This window comes from Catalinimonas alkaloidigena (genome assembly GCF_029504655.1).
Taxonomy (GTDB): Bacteria; Bacteroidota; Bacteroidia; order Cytophagales; family Cyclobacteriaceae; genus Catalinimonas; species Catalinimonas alkaloidigena.
This window is the reverse complement of sequence record NZ_JAQFIL010000001.1, coordinates 5,843,672-5,860,766: the sequence shown is the minus strand read 5'-3', so window position 1 is coordinate 5,860,766 and position 17,095 is coordinate 5,843,672. Positions and strand designations below refer to the sequence as shown.

At 43.9% G+C, this 17,095-nt stretch carries 10 protein-coding genes; 7 read left to right on the top strand and 3 right to left on the bottom strand.

The genetic code is table 11. The features are described 5' to 3' along the window. Positions 1-246: 246 nt before the first annotated feature. Both OKW21_RS23755 and OKW21_RS23750 read right to left on the bottom strand, forming a co-directional pair. On the bottom strand, positions 247-1,533 hold the full coding sequence (locus OKW21_RS23755; RefSeq protein ID WP_277484312.1) for an FAD-dependent oxidoreductase: 1,287 nt from the start codon (positions 1,531-1,533) through the stop codon (positions 247-249). Continuing rightward, positions 1,530-4,547 (bottom strand): LpqB family beta-propeller domain-containing protein, encoded by a 3,018-nt coding sequence (locus tag OKW21_RS23750; protein WP_277484309.1) that lies wholly within the window; start codon positions 4,545-4,547, stop codon positions 1,530-1,532. Before OKW21_RS23750 ends, OKW21_RS23755 begins: the two co-directional genes overlap by 4 nt. A gap of 190 nt (positions 4,548-4,737) precedes the next feature. Between OKW21_RS23750 and OKW21_RS23745 the strand changes: the two genes are divergently transcribed. The 3 genes from OKW21_RS23745 to OKW21_RS23735 all read left to right on the top strand — a co-directional run bounded on the left by OKW21_RS23745 (position 4,738) and on the right by OKW21_RS23735 (position 7,409). Further along, the gene (locus OKW21_RS23745) at positions 4,738-5,028 is read left to right on the top strand and encodes an autorepressor SdpR family transcription factor (protein WP_277484308.1); all 291 of its coding nucleotides are present in this window, start codon (positions 4,738-4,740) and stop codon (positions 5,026-5,028) included. Beyond that, positions 5,025-5,687, top strand: a complete 663-nt coding sequence (locus OKW21_RS23740) for an SdpI family protein (RefSeq protein ID WP_277484304.1) — start codon at positions 5,025-5,027, stop codon at positions 5,685-5,687. The genes OKW21_RS23745 and OKW21_RS23740 overlap by 4 nt, the downstream gene beginning before the upstream one ends. 183 nt (positions 5,688-5,870) lie before the next feature. Beyond that, positions 5,871-7,409 carry an FAD-binding protein gene (locus OKW21_RS23735; protein WP_277484302.1) on the top strand — a complete coding sequence of 513 codons (1,539 nt, stop codon included), beginning with the start codon at positions 5,871-5,873 and terminating at the stop codon, positions 7,407-7,409. 573 nt (positions 7,410-7,982) lie between these two features. On the opposite strand, the gene OKW21_RS23730 is transcribed toward OKW21_RS23735, so the two are convergent. Further along, positions 7,983-8,792: a GNAT family N-acetyltransferase gene (locus OKW21_RS23730; protein WP_277484300.1), complete on the bottom strand. Its 810-nt coding sequence runs from the start codon at positions 8,790-8,792 to the stop codon at positions 7,983-7,985. Between the two features lie 203 nt (positions 8,793-8,995). On the opposite strand from OKW21_RS23730, the gene OKW21_RS23725 reads away from it, so the two are divergent. From OKW21_RS23725 to OKW21_RS23710, 4 genes are all read left to right on the top strand, one after another. Continuing rightward, a complete protein-coding gene (locus OKW21_RS23725; protein ID WP_277484298.1) occupies positions 8,996-12,055 on the top strand; it encodes a T9SS type A sorting domain-containing protein in 3,060 nt (1,019 codons plus the stop codon). Positions 12,056-12,260: 205 nt separating this feature from the next. Continuing rightward, a complete protein-coding gene (locus OKW21_RS23720; RefSeq protein WP_277484296.1) occupies positions 12,261-14,303 on the top strand; it encodes a SusC/RagA family TonB-linked outer membrane protein in 2,043 nt (680 codons plus the stop codon). Continuing rightward, on the top strand, positions 14,254-15,375 hold the full coding sequence (locus OKW21_RS23715) for a TonB-dependent receptor domain-containing protein (protein ID WP_277484295.1): 1,122 nt from the start codon (positions 14,254-14,256) through the stop codon (positions 15,373-15,375). The genes OKW21_RS23720 and OKW21_RS23715 overlap by 50 nt, the downstream gene beginning before the upstream one ends. A 35-nt stretch (positions 15,376-15,410) precedes the next feature. Continuing rightward, entirely contained in the window at positions 15,411-17,060 is a 1,650-nt protein-coding gene (locus tag OKW21_RS23710; protein WP_277484292.1) for a RagB/SusD family nutrient uptake outer membrane protein, read from the top strand. Positions 17,061-17,095: the final 35 nt, after the last annotated feature.

The window sequence follows — 17,095 nt, the reverse complement described above, 5'->3', positions numbered from 1 at the left end:
TGAAATGTGAAAAATTAGGGAGTTTTGATTTTTGCAGCTATGAACAGGCTGGACAATGCTTTACTTGTCAGGTTAGGTAGTTTGAATTTCTACTGCTACAATGCAGAAGTTTATGCGCGACAAACCTAAAGGATTACTTAGGCAAAATCAATATAAGGTATTGATATATATCTTATTTTTAATATTTAATTCTGTAAAACAAAATAATATCAAATAATGATATCAGAAATACTTGTTTTTTCAAAATTACTTATGTGCTGAAGTGAAACTTTCCAGCGTAGGTAAGCGTGATAGAGAAAAAGCAGGTTCAATACTTTTTTGCTGAAGTATACTTTGACTACTAAGCTCACCAATCACCGGACCATGCTTAAACCCGTGTCCTGAGCCTCCTCCCAATATCCACAGGTTATTGGCTTCTGGATGATGATCTAGTATAAAATTTTTATCCGGCGTGTTACTATGCTGACAAACTTTGGCGTCTATCAGAGGAGCGTCTTTCATGAAAGCGAAGCGCTTCTCCATGAGGTAGCGAGCGTGCGCAATTTCATCATCACGCACAAGTCTGTCATCTAGGCTGGGGTTTATTTCCTGTTCTTCCAGTTGGGTATAAGCAAACTTGAAAGTACCGGAAGACAACTCATATACCCCATAGGATCTTTCCTGATTAGCGGTATCACGATTCATCCACACAGGAAAAGGTTTATCTAACTTTTGGGCAAAATCTGCTGGCGCACCGAAGAAAAATACCGGCTGACGCGTAATCTGTAGCTTTTCTGAGAGAAGTTCCGGGAAACTATACTTCAACCATGGGCCATTGGCAAAAACATAAGTGTCAGCCTGCTTGATGCTTCCGTCAGAAAGGCGGACGCCCTGTAATTTCCCGTTCTGAAAATTCGTGGGAGTAGCGGTAGATAAAACAGATTTTCCTCCTTCCTGCACAATAAAATTGCTGAGGGCCCGGCAACTTTCTTTAGCGAGTACATAACCTGCATCAGGATCGTAAATGGCATGATTGAGCTCTTCGGTATTGAGAAAAGGGTATGCCTTTTTGAGTTCCGAGGCAGGAATCTTTTCCAGCACAAAACCTTCCTTCTCATAAAAGGGGCGAGATATTTCAGCGTACTCATAATGAGGCATTTCGCAGAAAATGAGCATGCCCGTTTGGTGGAGCAGCTTTTTACCAAGCTGAACCTCTTCCTGTTTCCAGAGTTTCATCGCTCGCATTGCCATGCGAAAGTAGACTTCGTTTTCTCCGTACAGGTAGCGAATTAGCCTGCTTTCCCCTCCTGAGCTGGCACGTGGGTTCCCGGCTCCCCAGGGGTCACATAAGCTGACTTCGTAGCCATTTTTGTGCAAAAAATAGGCAGTCCAGCTTCCCATTGCGCCGCCTCCAGCCACAATAGCGGTGGGTTTAGCACCAAAGTTAGCATTGACTGATTTTGCTTTGGTAAGTAGGGAAGGGGAAAGGCTTGCCCCTACTGATGCTGAAAGGCTGGTCTTCAACCACTTTCTTCTGTCTTTTTGCAAACTCATAGTGTTGGTTTTTCCAATAATTCATCAATGTCATAGCGAGTACCTCCTTTAAAGGTACTTACCACATTCCAGGCGTCTTCAATATTAGTAAGCGGATCACCTTCTACAATTACAAAGTCAGCGACCTTTCCTGCCTCTATGCTTCCCAGGTCCCGGGCTACTCCTATAGCTTCGGCAGCTCTAATCGTGGCAGTCTGTAGTGCCTGCATGGGCGTCAGCCCGCCATCCACAAAGAGCTGCATCTCCACATGCAAACTGGTACCGTAAGGAATGAAGGGCGAGTCAGTACCTGCTGCCACTTTTCCACCTGCCTTCACTATGTCATAGACACCTTTCTGGATAGCCTCAAAGTTTTCCAGGTAAGCAGGATATATCTTGTTAATTCTCTGAACATTTGATCTTAAACCCAACACATATTGCTCGGGATAGAGTGCATTGAGCTGACGGTTAGCATATATGCCGGGGTTTTTTTCGGCCAGCACATAGAAGCCTCCCTGCAAACCAATGGTAGGTGTTATGTTCATCTGGGATTTGGCAAGCAATTGGATAACGTCATCATAGGTAGCTTTGAGGTTGGACTGTTTCATAGAATAACCCCGGCGGCTGGTCCCCCTGATATGTTCTACCGCATCTACATTGTAGCGCATAGCCGGGTAGATTTCGTGTGAGGAGACCGGGATGCCCATTTCATGCGCTGCTTCTGTGATGATCTGCTGAATTGAATCAGGCATACGCACATAAGTTTTGATGAGGTCGTAGCCTAATCTGTCAGCACGTTCTAATTCAAGTTCCATATGTGCTCCATGGATGACACTGTTGGCCAGTCCATAATAAATACGGCTGCCATCGGTAAGCCCTCCCGTAAAAAATTCACGGGGACCGGGCCGTTTCCCACTGGCCCAGGCTTCTTTTCGTTCCAAAGCATCATAAGGGTCAGCGCCCGGCTCCCGTACATTGGTGATCCCATAAGAGAGCCATATTCTGCCTAGTTTCTCTCCAACTGTAGCGTGTTGATGCGTATGCATTTCGAATAGTCCGGGGATGATGGTCTTATCCGAAGCATCAATCACCGGAATATTATAACTCTCCTGGTGAGCAGTAATTTCTTTGATGCGGTTCCCTTCCACGATAATATCCACATTCTCCTGATACGTAGAATCCACCCCATTGAAAAGCTTGCCGGCATGTACCACAAACTGCGCATCGGCCACTTCATTTTTCCAGTACAGAGCTAAAGGTATGGGTTGTATCTCTTTCGTTTCAATGTCTATCAACTTAAGTGTGTCCGTAGCCAGATACAGTATTTTTTCTCCATTTTTTGTCCAGCTGGGGGCTGAAGCTAACTCCTGACTAAGTGCTTCAGGAGCACCGCTGGGCATACCTTGTTCGTCTACCGGGAGTATCCAGAGCAAACCATCCTGGATGTAGGCCATATGTTTTCCGTCCGGTGACCAGGCAGGGCCATTGACATTACGGATGGCTGGTGTACGGCCTTCTTCTGGTGAAACATAGTCCAGCACTTCACCTTCGGTAGTAATCAGCATGATCTGGCTCAAACCTTCACGGTAGCGGGTAGAAGCAGCCTGCAGCACCATGATCGCAAGTGTTTTACTATCAGGTGACCATGCGGGCTTACTGGGGACGAAGTATGTGTCTTCCAGTGCATTGATTTTTTCTGTGCTTACAGTTACAATTTGCAACTCACCACTGCCCCATACATTACGAGTATCACGGGCAAAGTAAGCGATCCTGGCACCATCCGGCGACCAGGCAGGAAAACCCAAATCTTCTTCCAGGTCCACCAGTTTTTCAGTTTGACCACTGCTAAGCGTGTGTACCCATAAATCCATATTGCCATCCCGGTCAGACAAATAAGCGACTTTATCTCCATCAGGTGACCAAGTGGGATTAATGTCCACAAATTTATCGTTTGTCATCGGTTTTGCTTCACCTGCCAAAGGCTTGAGCCAGATATCACCCAGGGCGGTGAAAGCTACAGTTTGCCCATCAGGAGAAATGACCGGTCCCATAATGCCCAGGCTTGGTCTGGCAGTAGTATCGCTGAAGTTGTAAGTTTTTCTGTCGTAGGCATAACGCTGGAGTGTAACCGTAGCCTCCATGGGTATGGTGCTAAAGCCTTCCTGTCCGATGATGCGTTTTTTAATCTTACCATCAGCAGTGTAGAGAATCTCCTGCTCAGAAAGCCAGGCAGTACGGAAAGGAAAAATGTCTTCATCGGCAGTAAGGACCTTTGAAGTATCTGTGCTGTTAAGGGTATGGTAAACTAACTGGCTGTTTTTACCATCATATGCAGTAAAAATCAGGTGCTGCTGATCAGGACTCCAGGAAGGAGATGCCAAACTGTTTTCTGAAGCAGCACTAAGTGCTGGGTTTGAGCCATCAGCATCCATCAGGTAGATACCTGCTTGCTCCTTGTTTTCAGAAACGAAAGCGACAGCAGAGCCATCAGGAGCATAAGCAGGGTGGTATTCGTTAGCAGCATCATCTGTTAGAGCTTGTAGTTTGCCTGAGCCGAGATGAACTTTCCAGATGTCGTAATTACCATTTCTATCGGAAGAAAAAATGATATGCTGCCCATCTGGCGACCAGTGAGGCTCCCGGTCGTCAAATTGTCCATACGTAATCTGCTTGAGCTGGCTTCCATCTTTTTGAATGCTCCAGATGTGATAGTAGCCACTTTTGTAAGAATGGAAGGTGAGTTTAGTCCCATCCGGTGACCAGGCAGGCTCATGACAATCTCCCATGCCATCGGTGATGGGTCGGGCTTTACCTCCTGATACAGGCATTACCCAGATGGTCCCTTGTAAATCTAAGGCAAGGGTAGTGCTATCGGGAGAAAGAGCAACTGCCATATTGGTGCCTTCTTCCAAAAGTACCTCTGTAGTAATAAGTTTTTCATCCTGTGTGCTTTGTGAGTCTGCGGAGCAACCCAACAAACAAAGAGAAGCCCAAAGGATGATTAGGTTTGAAGGTAGTAAAGCTTTAGCTTTCATATTGTGTAATTCATATTTATTCAGCAAAATAATAGCAAAGTGTTTAATAAATGAAATTAAATTCTAAAAAATTATTAATATAAAGAATATTATTTTATTGACTTTGCGTATTCAGAGCAAAAAATCCTTAGGTTTCATTTCCTTTCCCAATGAAGAATAAGTATATTTAGATAGTTAACTAAATATCTATATGAAAGGATTCTTTAAAGCGATGGGCGACCCTACCCGAAGGCAAATACTGGAGATGTTGAAAGATAAAGACCTGACAGCCGGCCAAATCTCAGAAGCTTTTCATATCAGCAAGCCCAGTATTTCTTATCATCTTGACTTATTGAAAAATGCTGACCTGGTTTTTGCCAGCAAGCAGGGGCAGTATATCTACTACTCGCTGAATACCACTGTATTAGATGAAGTCATAAGCTGGCTGATGGATCTGAATCAGCCTAAAAACAAATCTGAACAAAAAAGAAAACCTTTATGAAAGAATTAAAACTGGGTGAGTTTTTACGTAAAGATTGGCTTGCCTTATTATTTCTACTGCTTCCGCTTGTATTAACATTATCCTTATGGAATCAGCTCCCTGAGCGATTTGCTACACATTGGGGCCTGAACGGAGAGGCTAATGGCTATCAGGATAAAACTTCTTTCTTGATATTTCTGATAGCCATAAATTTATTTACCTATGCGATACTTTCGGTAGTGCCCTATATAGATCCAAAGCCGCAAAGCAAACGTCTTATCAAGCCATTGCGCCTTGTTCGTATGATCGTCATGGCTTTTTTAGCCGTAGTGATGGGAAGTGTGGTACTCAAGGCTACAGGCTACGCACTTGACATCATTCTGATTGCGAAGCTTTGTATTATTGCGCTATATCTTGTACTGGGCAATATGATGTCAAAATTTCCGCCCAACTACTTTGCCGGAATCCGTACGCCCTGGACCTTGGAAAGCCCTGAAGTCTGGCGTCAGGTACACAGAGTAGCTTCCAAACTCTGGGTATCCTGTTCACTCGTTCTGCTGTTATTTGTATTTCGGCTGGGCAATACAGCATACTATATTTTGTTTGCTGCTACTACATTAGTATTGATATTTTTCCCCATTATCCATTCATACTTGCTTTATCGCAAGACCCAACCTTAGTACTTGCCTACGCTTCATTTTATGGGGGCAGGCTGATACTTCTGTATTTCCTTACTGCTGTGATGAACTCCATTTTTGTCTGACAGACTGAAAGTCGGGATACCTCTGCCTGTAATGTCTGATGAATATTTACCTAAGCCTAAATTTTTGTAAATTAAGCCTAACTACCAGCCCCAGCCTGATATGAAAGAATTTCGTCACCGCCGATGGAAGAATAAAATCAATCGCCATGAGGTTTTTCCCTACAAATATCTTCTTCCCGAAAATTTGAAAGATGTACAGGATGCTGTACGGGAAGCAGAGCGGGAAGGCTTCAGAATACGCGCGGTAGGGGCTGGTCACTCTTACTCAGATGTAGCTATGCCCGATGGCTTCTTGCTGGATATGCGCTATCTCAAAAAGGTGAAAGTATTGGAAAATGACAAAGTAAAAACTCAAGGCAATTCCCTGGTAGAAGTGGAGGCGGGTATTACTGTCCAAAAACTCAACCGTGTACTGGATAAGAAAAAACTGGCGCTCATCAATATGGGAGCCATTGACAACCAGACGATCAGCGGGGCCATTGCTACGGGAACGCATGGAGGTGGAAGAAATTTACAATCTCTTTCTGGGATGGTGCGCTCCATACTGCTGGTAGCGGCTGAAGGGAAATTATATAGAATAGAGCCTTCTCAGGGTATCACTACAGTCACACAGCATCAGGAGGATGAAGTTACTTTGGTACAGGACGATGAAGTATTTTACAGCGCTGTCGTCAGTATGGGCTATAGTGGTATTGTACATTCTTACATCATAGAAGTGCGTCCTCGCTACTGGCTGTACGAAAACCGGGACGTCATGCAGTGGTCTGTGCTGAAACAACAACTTTTGGATGGTTCTGTTTTTGATGATTATCCGATCAAGCTTGAAGGCAAGCAGGTAAAGCGTCCTATCAGGAGTCTGTTCATTGTGGTCAATCCTTATAAGAGGGGTGGGAATCACAGTTGTATGGTTGCTCGCACTTTTGAGGTAGATAAGCCCAGATACCGGACGTTACGAGATAGGAGTCGTAACCTGCTGAGCCTTATCCTGGGCAGCATACCCATCACCTATTACCTGACTTTACTGATCGTCAATTATCTGCCGAAACTGGTGCCGGCTTCACTGAACCAATCCATCAAAGCGGTGAGGGATCAGACTTATGTAGACAAATCGTATAAAGTACTTTTTCAGGGACTGGAATTCATTGCCAGCCAGGGGCATGGTGCTGAGTTTGCTTACGACCGACATAAACCCGAGGAGTATATACAGGTGGTGGAAGCTATTTTTGCCAAAGTAGATGAACTGGTAAAGCATGTAGGTGTTTATCCCAGTTCTTCGCCGACCATTCGTTTTGTCAAAGCCTCGGATGCGTTTATCGCCCCGGAATATCAGATGGATGCCTGCTACATCGGTAATCCTGCTTTGGTGAAACAGCGTAAGTCAAGGCTAATTCTCAACGCCTATCAGGACCTGAACCTGAAAATGGGCGGTAAGCCGCACTGGGGTAAAATCACTAACCGTCTGGATGGGCAGCCCGGATTGATTTGTCAATGGTACCCCAGGTTTGACCAGTGGCAAAGGGTGATGCTTCGCTTCAATCCGAAAGGTACTTTCCTGAATGGCTTCGCTGATCGTCTGCGTTTGGCAACCCCAACCGGAACCCTGCAAAGTGCTAAGCAGAATATGGCTACTAAGCCCTGAACTGGGGAATAAGTCTTTTCAACGAACCCCTGCTTCTAAATTGCCTGGCGCTGAGTGGAAGCATCCAAATGGGTACGTACCCCAAAAAGCAGTGTTGTGAAGCTCAAACTAAGGTATTTGCTGGTTAGCACTTTGATAAAAGTGCAAAAGGTTATGATTTTTATTTATCTGATAATCAAAATGTTATATTCTTACAGGAATATTTTTACCAGCGAAGACAACCATTGGGTAGTAATAAGGGTCATGGGAAGTGAAAAGACATTAATCCAATTTTTTAAGCTTCAACGGGGCTAATGACAAATGATAAATTTGTTGTTGGCCCTTTTTTATTTTCTTATTTCATTCATTCAGGAACAGTATTTTTTTATGTCAAAATAATGTTAACAATTGACAAAAAACTGTAAGACTTTTACTGATAACTTTATCAAATTTGTAACCAGCGAACATAAAAATAATTAAGGCACATAATTATTGAGAACTACTACACGCACAACCTAACTACTCAATCGTATTATTTTATTGTTTGCAAGCGGCCTTAACTCAGCCGCTTTTTTTTGTGGAGAAGCTATAAGCTCAGATCAGAAAATTTACTTTTAACATCAGGTTTTTATTGATAAATCCCGCATTCCCGATCATCCTTCTGGATCCGGCATTATCATACCGACATGAGCAAATGGGTTTTAATCCTCTTTCATAACAAATGGCTTTCCCTTTGAGCATCAGATAAGTACCTAAGCCTTGCTCGCGATATTTGGCCGACACTATGGCTCCTAAATCCGCATAACCAGGCTGCGTATCACTTTTTCTTATTTCGCAGGTCCCTAGAATTTCGCCCTTCAGTTGCAGGTAGTACATTCCGTCTTTATCCGTCCACTCCTGAATGTAGCTGTTCAGCCAGGCTTTGTCTGCCGAAGTCGTTTGCTGACAAAAACTAACCACCTTCTCTGTATCCTTGTATTTTGCCTGTACAAATTCAGCTTCTATAAATGCGGGCGAAAGCATAGGCTGGAATTGCTGGTCCTGCCGGTCTTCAAATAGGTAATAATACACTGAGACACGTTTGGCAAACTCCATACATGCGGTCAGAAAAGCCGGATGGTTAGTGCTAACGTAAGCTTGGGGGAAAGCTTGTTCTTTCAGCAGTTGAGAGAAGATTTCTGCCCTGCGGTTCAACCAGTCATCAAGCACAAAAAAGTTGATAAGTGTAAATGCCTGATCGTGACACAGATATCCGATGCAGTCATCCTGATAAAAAATACCTTTGACCACCGCCTTATGGATCAGGCTATCCCACATCCCATCCAGGGGAGCTGTAAGCGACTGATAACATTGCTGGCGTAAAGATGCCAGATCGGTAGCTGATATTGTATTAAAGCGAAACATGAGGTTTAGGATTACCAAGGAAAGTATCTAATTCTGCTGCTAAAACCAAGCGGTTTGAGTCTATGTGTAGCTACTATTTTATGAGGTCAATCAATTAGGGGCAATATCGGGTATACTCATGTGATAACACTAAAATTTAAATAATATATTAAAAAATATAATATATTTGAGTGTCATTACTGAAAAATATAATTAAAAATCATATGATTAAAATTTATAAAATATTTGCTGTAGGGGTGTTAGTGTTGTGGCTACCTAATCTGCTCAAAAGCCAAAATATTGATCATCAGTTTAAGCCTTTTCTGAGAGCCTATCCTTCTCTTCATAAAACCATAGTTCAATCCGATGGAAAAATCATAGTAGTAGGCAATGTTGAAAGTGTTGGATATGTAAAAACATCAGGTTTGGTCCGATTACATACTGACGGGTCGCTAGATATGAGTTACACTCCTCCCCACAAAATTTGGGCACTTTACTATGGTAATGGAGTAGATACCAGGAATAGACTGTATTTAATGGAAGAGCGAGAGAATTATAGTACAAGATTGAATAGAATATTGAGCGATGGTTCGGTAGATGAAGCGTTTAAAATAAATGAGGATACCGGGAATATTCATAGTTTTGATATCCAAGGCGATAAGTGTATTGTCAATGCAAGTATATGGAATCATAGAGGTTCAGAAAATTACATATTACGCTTAGGGGAGGATGGAAAAATTGATAGTAGTTTTACTGTGCTTCAAAGAGATAAAGCTTACATGAAACCTGTAGTACAGGCTGATGGTAAAGTGCTGGTTTACGGAATAGAAAATGATGCGCCATTTATAATAAGGCTGAATCAGGATGGCGCCATAGACGATACCTTTCAGTTTACTGGTGAGCTTAGAGGGAATCATCCCAGCATACAAAATATAATACCGCAGAAGGATGGCAAATGTATAGTATATGGATATTTTGACTTTTATAACAATACACCAAGCCCGGGGCTGTTAAGACTTAATGCAGATGGTTCATTAGATCAAAATTTTGTGCTTCCTGGACCTACTGCCAATGCTTTTCGAAACACATTGTCAGCGATATTCCAGCTTCCCTCGGGAAAATATGTAGTCACCGGTTATAATTATGAACAGGAAAAAGGAAGCTTTACCCGCCTGATCTGGCTCAACGAAGATGGCTCTCTCGATAACACTATTGAAAGCCATGAGATTTTTCGTTCTTTCCATCAGAATGGCGGATCAATAGGTAGCATTGCCTACAGTGAAGGAAGAACTTTAGTGAGCGGTTCATTTTATAAAGTGGATGATAAGCAGGTTAAAGGGATAGTAGCATTTGATGAAAGTGGAAATATTATCACAGATTTTTCTCCTGACCTGGGAGGGAAGGCCACTATTGAAAAAGCGGTACTGGCTAAAAACGGAGACATTATTTTAGCAGGTAATTTTTATGAAATCAATAAAGTTAAGGCTAATTCCATTGCCAGAATATCATCAGGCGGGGAGGTTGTTGCTGAGTTCAGTGAAAATATTGGGATAGGACCTGACGGAAGGATTGAGGGCTTAGCTGAGCAAAAAGATGGAAAAATATTAGTTGGAGGAGGCTTCAGAAAGTTCAATGGACAAGATAAAAGTGGGATTATTAGATTGAATGAGCAAGGAGAAATAGATGAAGAATTCAAAAGCGATATTTATCTGCCTTATGTGGGGCCAGGCGTAAATGATATCCATGTCTTTGAAGATAGTAGCATTTTGTTAGCTGGTAGGATTGAGAAGGGCTATGAAAACGAAAGGTATTCTAATCTAATTAAGGTTGACAATAAAGGGGCTATTGATAAATCTTTCTTTCCAAAGTCACAAAACGATTGGATTCAGATAAGTGATGTATTGGTTTCTGATGAGAGTATACTGATTGGGGGGACAACATATAAGGATGATTGGCAAACAGTTGGGTATCTGAGAAAACTAAATTTGGATGGCTCGCTGGATTCTACTTTCATCGTAGATACCAAGTTGGAGCCCTACGGTATACATGCTATAAGCCTTACAAAAAACAATACGATTATTACCGCAGGAGGGCATGTTTTCGGTTATAGCGATAATGATGTTAATCCTATCGTTCAATCTAGTTTAGAAGGAGAAGTACAAGATATATATTCTGTAGGAGTGAATGGAAACTCTTCTATTAGCGAAATATTTCCAAATACAGATTCTACTTATATCCTTGCTGGTAGTTTTAATAAAATCAACCGTGTCTCTCGCAAAAGTTTAGCCATGTTTGACCTAAAGGGCAGAGTTTACAACGATTTTCGCTTTGATTTAGACCGGAGTGCTCAGGGCGTAATCAGAGAAAATGAAGAGCATGTACTGGTCTATGGCTCATTTTCTCAGGTCAACGATTTTCCTGGCTTTTCCGGAATTGTCCGCCTCAATATTGCCACGCCCCGTCCGCCTTCCGATCTGCTGGTTTCTGTAGACAAAGCCATGGGCATTAAGTTGCAGTGGCAGGACAGTTCCGATTATGAGACCGGCTTCAGGATTTACCGTCAAAGTGGAGACAGCTCAGCATATGTCCTCGTAGACAGTGTAGATGCCAATGTTACGACCTATTGGGATCAGGATGTGAACCCGGCTTCTACGTATGCTTACATGGTAGTGAGCATAGGAGATACTTTGGTATCTGATTTCTCCAATACAGCCAGGGCAACTACCTCAGAAATCAGCTTGCCAGGTGCACCTGCTGGACTGACTGTTGCTTTGAAAAATGATAACCTTTATTTAAGCTGGGAAGACTTATCGGATAATGAGATCGGCTTTATTATTGAAAGAGCAGAAGGAGATAGCTTTGTGGCGATAGATACCGTCTTTATCCCTTCCTATACGGATAGTGGTATCAATACAGAAGCCGCCTACCGTTATCAGGTGAAAGCTTACAACGTAGCAGGAGAGTCAGCCCATTCAGAAGAAGTTACTTATATTCCTCAACTGATCACCGCCATTGGTGATAAAATTGAGGTCAGTGAAAATGCTTTTCCTAATCCTAGTAAGGGTGCCTTTACAGTGAAGGTTGAGACTCAGGGCCTTCAAAAAAGTGACCTCAGCCTTTACGATTTGCAAGGTAAAGCAATAAGAGGTTTGAAAGTTGAAATAGATAAGCAAAGTTTAAAGCTTGATCTTTCGGCTTATCAGGAAGGGGTGTACTTCCTGATAGTGCATCCCAAAGCTTTAGAGAGGGCTAAAGTATTTCGCCTGATTCGAAGAAACCAGTAGGAGGTGTATCCCTTTTGCAGCCAAAATAAGCCTGAAACGAAGCCGGTGTAAGCCGGCTTTTTGCATCTGAGCTTAACCTCTTTTTCATCTGGGTCATAGTTTGATCATATAATCCTAATCTTGGCTTAACATTAGCCTTTCCACTTTGTTCTACCTTTGCGCGCAAATCGCGTCACTACCATTTTTTTGATTAAACAATATCGCTATGAGAAAACTATTACTGACTTTACCCAGGTACAGCTTGTGTTTGCTATCCCTTTTGTTGGGATTGAGCAGCTTGTTGTACGCACAGGACCGCACCATTTCCGGTACGGTGACTGACGAAGAGGATGCTCCCATTCCGGGAGTGAATGTGGTCGTCAAAGGGACTTCTGCCGGTACGGTGACCGACATTGAAGGAGAGTACCGGCTCACCATCTCCGAAGAAGCCGAAGCACTCATTTTTTCTTTTGTCGGCTATTCCTCGCAGGAAGTGGAGATAGGAAGCAGATCTGTGATTGATGTGCAATTACTAAGTGACGCACAGCAGCTTTCTGAAATTGTAGTCACTGGTTATACCACACAAGACAAGAAAGACCTGACCGGAGCTGTTTCAATTGTAGAAATAGAAGATGTGCAGAGCTTCCCGGTAGCCGGGGCCGATGAGATGCTGGAAGGCCGGGTGGCCGGTGTCAATGTCATCAGCAACAATGCACCCGGGGGTAATACTGCCGTACGCGTAAGGGGCTTCAGCACAATTCGTAACAATGACCCGCTTTATGTCATTGACGGCGTCCCTACTACATCAGGCATCAACCTGATCAATCCCAACGACATTGAGTCCATGCAGGTACTCAAAGATGCTTCTTCTGCCTCCATTTATGGTTCAAGAGCCGCCAATGGGGTAGTGATTATTACAACGAAAAAGGGTAAGACAGAAGAGCCATCCATTAGATTGAGGTCTTATGCCGGTGTGCAGCAGGCGTTTAACCTTCCTGATCTGCTGGGAGCACAGGCATATGGAGATATGCTCTGGCAAGCGAACCGCAATGACGGCAAAGTGCCGGAAAGCGATATTTACGGCAATGGCCCCAACCCTATCGTTCCTGAATATCTGAACGATGAGCAGACAATCCCTTCAGCCAATACAGATTGGTTGGGAACAATTTTTGAACCTGCTTTAATTCAGTCTCATTACCTGGATTTTAGCAGAGGCACTGATAAATCACACTCTTTGCTTTCACTTGGTTATTATGATCAGGAAGGTATTTTGCAGTATACAGGCTTTAAGCGCATCACCGCGCGTGTCAATTCAGACTATAAGCTTTGGGACAGGCTGACGATCGGAGAAAACATGTCGGTAGCCTATAGCTGGCAGACCACAACCACCACCAATTCCGTTTTGGGAAGTGTTGTTTATGATGCCATGCGATTTCCCTCCATCGTGCCGGTAAGGGATATCAATGGAAATTTTGGCGGTAATCCACTTAATGATGTGCAAAACCCTCTGGGTAAACTCTATCGTAACCGGGATAATCAGCAGTTGAACCTGCGCCTTTTCGGAAATGCTTTTGCCAACCTGGAGATTGCTGAAGGCTTGAACTTCCGTACCAACTTTGGCCTGAGTTACACCAATTTTAACTTCCGTTCTTTCTCCCCTACCTATGATGATATTTTGTCGCAAAACCTGGCCAGCAGCCTGAGCACTCAAAACCGCTTTGGTACCGACTGGGTTTGGTCTAATACTTTGAACTATATCAAAGATTTCGGCAATCACTCCATAGATGTATTACTGGGAGTAGAATCAGTCAACTCTTATTCAGAAGGTTTTGCGGCTTCACGTCAGGGCTTTCCCTATGGTGACCCTAACTTTCAGTACCTGAATGGTGGAGATGGTGCCCTGCAGCAGAACAATGGTGATGCCATTGAGTGGGCTTTGTTCTCCTATTTCGGCAAGTTGAATTACGAGTACGATCAGCGTTACCTGCTCTCTTTTACACTGCGTAGAGATGGCTCCTCCAAACTGGGCGAAAACAAATGGGGAGCGTTCCCTGCTTTCTCCGCAGGATGGAGGCTTTCAGAAGAAGATTTCTTCAATGTTCCGGCTATCGATGAGCTAAAGCTTAGAGTAGGATGGGGGCAGAATGGTAACCAGGATATTCCTGCTTATTCTACCATTTCCAGCTTTGCCAGCAATCCTTATTACTCCAACTACGCCATTGACGGGGCGCAGTCCCAGCGTACAGCAGGGCTTTACCGAAACCCGTAATGCCAATTCCGGACTTAAGTGGGAGACCACTACTCAGATCAACATAGGTCTGGATATGGCTTTACTGGAGAATAACCTGATCTTGGGAGCTGATTATTTCTACAAGAAAACCAAAGATTTGTTGGTAGAACGTCCGCTACCTCCGGCTGTAGGTGGAACCAATCAGACCCTTTGGGACAATGTGGGAGAGATGGAAAACTCAGGCTTTGAGTTCTTACTGGCTTATCAGGATGAAATCAATACAGATTTTTCTTTTCATGTAGACCTGAATTTTGCTGCCATACAAAATAAGCTGACCAGCCTGCCGGAAGACATAGACTTTCTTTCTATCCCCGGTTCTGTCCTGCATACCACCAACTTTGACCAGGAGGTATCCCGCTCTGATGTGGGGCAGCCCATTGCTTCCTTCTATGGCCATGATGCCATTGGTATTTTCCAGACCCAGGAAGAAGTGAGTGCGCATGCTGAGCAGCCGGGAGCGCAGCCCGGTGACCTGAGGTTCAGAGACATTAATGAAGATGGTGTGATAAATGATGAAGACCGTACTTTTATCGGTTCGCCCCATCCTGACTTTACCTACGGACTTACTGTGGGGGCTAACTTCAAAGCTTTCGACCTGTCACTGTTCTTTTTTGGCTCTCAGGGCAATGAGGTCTATGACCTGACCCGATACTACGGCGATTTCTTTAACTTATCTGCCTACAACAAACAGGAACGTACTATGGATGCCTGGACACCGGACAATACAGATACCAGCGTACCCCGCCTTTCACTGGATGATAACAACAGAAATGCGCGCCCTTCCTCTTACTACGTGCAGGATGCCTCATTCCTTAAGCTGAAAAATCTCCAGCTTGGTTATACGCTCCCTGCATCGGTAAGTGAGCAGCTGGACCTAAGGGTGTATTTCCAGGTACAGAACCTCTTTACCTTTACTCCTTACGAAGGCATGGACCCTGAAGTAGGTTTACAGAACTATTCTTCAGATAACCGTAATCTTGACATCGGTGTGGACCGGGGGATTTATCCTCCTTCCCGTACTTTTCAGCTAGGGATTAACCTGGGGCTATAATTCATTTATAAAAAAGCATCAAAATATATATGATGATGAAAAAGATATTAAGCTTATTCGTAATACTGTCTCTATATGCCTGCTCCGAGGATAATTTCCTACAGGAAGATCCGATAGGGGAATTGTCGCCAGAGCAGATTCTGGAGCCAGAAAATGTAGAAGGCGTGATCATTTCTGCCTACAGTGTACTTAACGGACAAATTGATGAAGCTTCAAACGCTTACAATTCTCCGGCTTCTAACTGGAGCTTTGGTGATGTGCTCTCCGATGATGCCTACAAAGGTGGTGGAGGTACTGGTGACCAGAACAATATCCACCAAATGGAGATTTACAATACCGACCCAAGCATACTGGATGTACAGCGTAAATGGCTGGCTTTGTATGAAGGCGTAAAACGTGCCAATCAGTCAATTCGCCTGCTTAATCGTTCGGAGGCATTTGACGCAGACCTGAAAACACAGCGCATTGCCGAAATGCGTTTTCTTCGTGCTCACTTTTATTTTGAGCTGAAGAAAACCTACAATCAGATTCCTTACATTGACGAGACAGCGGAAGACATAGAAGACTATTATGTATCCAACACGGCACTTTCCTCTGAGCAGCTCTGGCAAAAGATAGAGGAGGATTTTACTGCGGCTTTCAATGCTTTGCCGGAAACACAGGATGATCCTGGCAGGCCCACCCAATGGGCTGCCAAAGCTTATCTGGCCAAGACTTATATCTTTCAGGAAAAATGGCAAGAAGCCAGTGACGCTGCGGATGAGGTGATCAATAGCGGCAATTATGCTTTGATGAACAATTTCAGAGATGTCTTTCTACCTGAGAATGATAATGGCCCCGAAGTAATCTTTGCCGTGCAACATTCTATCAACGATGGCTCCCCGAACAATTATAACGGCTCTATCGGTGACCGCCTGACGGCACCCGGTGGCCCGATGTATCCTCAATACGGTTTTCACCGCCCTACACAAAACCTGGTCAATGCCTATAAGACAGATGAAGATGGTTTGCCGGTGATGGACAATGAAAACCTGACAGAAGAAGATTACATTGATGTACGATTAGATCATACGCTGGCACGTCCCGGTGTTCCTTATCTTGATCTTGGAATGCTTTACGAAGATAGCTGGGCCCGGGACTTAGCTACTTACGGTCCTTATAGTCCTAAAAAACGCCTGGTTTCTGCCAATTCTAATCACTATTTACAGGTCTGGCCATATGTGAATGCCCTGAACTATTACGTAATACGCTATGCAGACCTGTTGCTATGGAAGGCCGAAGCAGCCATTGAACTAGGTGACCTGGAAACGGGCCGTTCATACATTAACATGCTACGTGAGCGAGCCATGAATAGCGAAACAGTCAAGATGCTGGACGGGCTTACCGATGCCGGAAATTACCAATTGGCTACATACGAGGAAGCATTTGCCGGCTATGATGAAGCAATAGAAGCCCTGCGCACAGAGCGTCGTTTGGAACTGGCACACGAAGGTCACCGCTTTTTTGACCTGGTACGTTGGGGTATCGCCGCGGAGGTGATCAACGACTATCTGGAAGTGGAGAAAACCCGCCGCTCTCATCTGACAGGAGCTACTTTCGTGGAAGGTACACATGAATATATGCCTATTCCTCAAAGTCAGATTGACCTCGGTAGAGATCTTATTCAACAAAACCAGGGATACTAAGTTGAGCGTCTCATCCTGCTCATTAAAACAGCTTC

What these genes read in the sequence shown, in the direction of transcription:
- OKW21_RS23755 (WP_277484312.1), bottom strand. Translation starts at nt 1,533, where the DNA reads ATGAGTTTGCAAAAAGACAGAAGAAAGTGGTTGAAGACCAGCCTTTCA.
- OKW21_RS23750 (WP_277484309.1), bottom strand. Translation starts at nt 4,547, where the DNA reads ATGAAAGCTAAAGCTTTACTACCTTCAAACCTAATCATCCTTTGGGCT.
- OKW21_RS23745 (WP_277484308.1), top strand. Translation starts at nt 4,738, where the DNA reads ATGAAAGGATTCTTTAAAGCGATGGGCGACCCTACCCGAAGGCAAATA.
- OKW21_RS23740 (WP_277484304.1), top strand. Translation starts at nt 5,025, where the DNA reads ATGAAAGAATTAAAACTGGGTGAGTTTTTACGTAAAGATTGGCTTGCC.
- OKW21_RS23735 (WP_277484302.1), top strand. Translation starts at nt 5,871, where the DNA reads ATGAAAGAATTTCGTCACCGCCGATGGAAGAATAAAATCAATCGCCAT.
- OKW21_RS23730 (WP_277484300.1), bottom strand. Translation starts at nt 8,792, where the DNA reads ATGTTTCGCTTTAATACAATATCAGCTACCGATCTGGCATCTTTACGC.
- OKW21_RS23725 (WP_277484298.1), top strand. Translation starts at nt 8,996, where the DNA reads ATGATTAAAATTTATAAAATATTTGCTGTAGGGGTGTTAGTGTTGTGG.
- OKW21_RS23720 (WP_277484296.1), top strand. Translation starts at nt 12,261, where the DNA reads ATGAGAAAACTATTACTGACTTTACCCAGGTACAGCTTGTGTTTGCTA.
- OKW21_RS23710 (WP_277484292.1), top strand. Translation starts at nt 15,411, where the DNA reads ATGAAAAAGATATTAAGCTTATTCGTAATACTGTCTCTATATGCCTGC.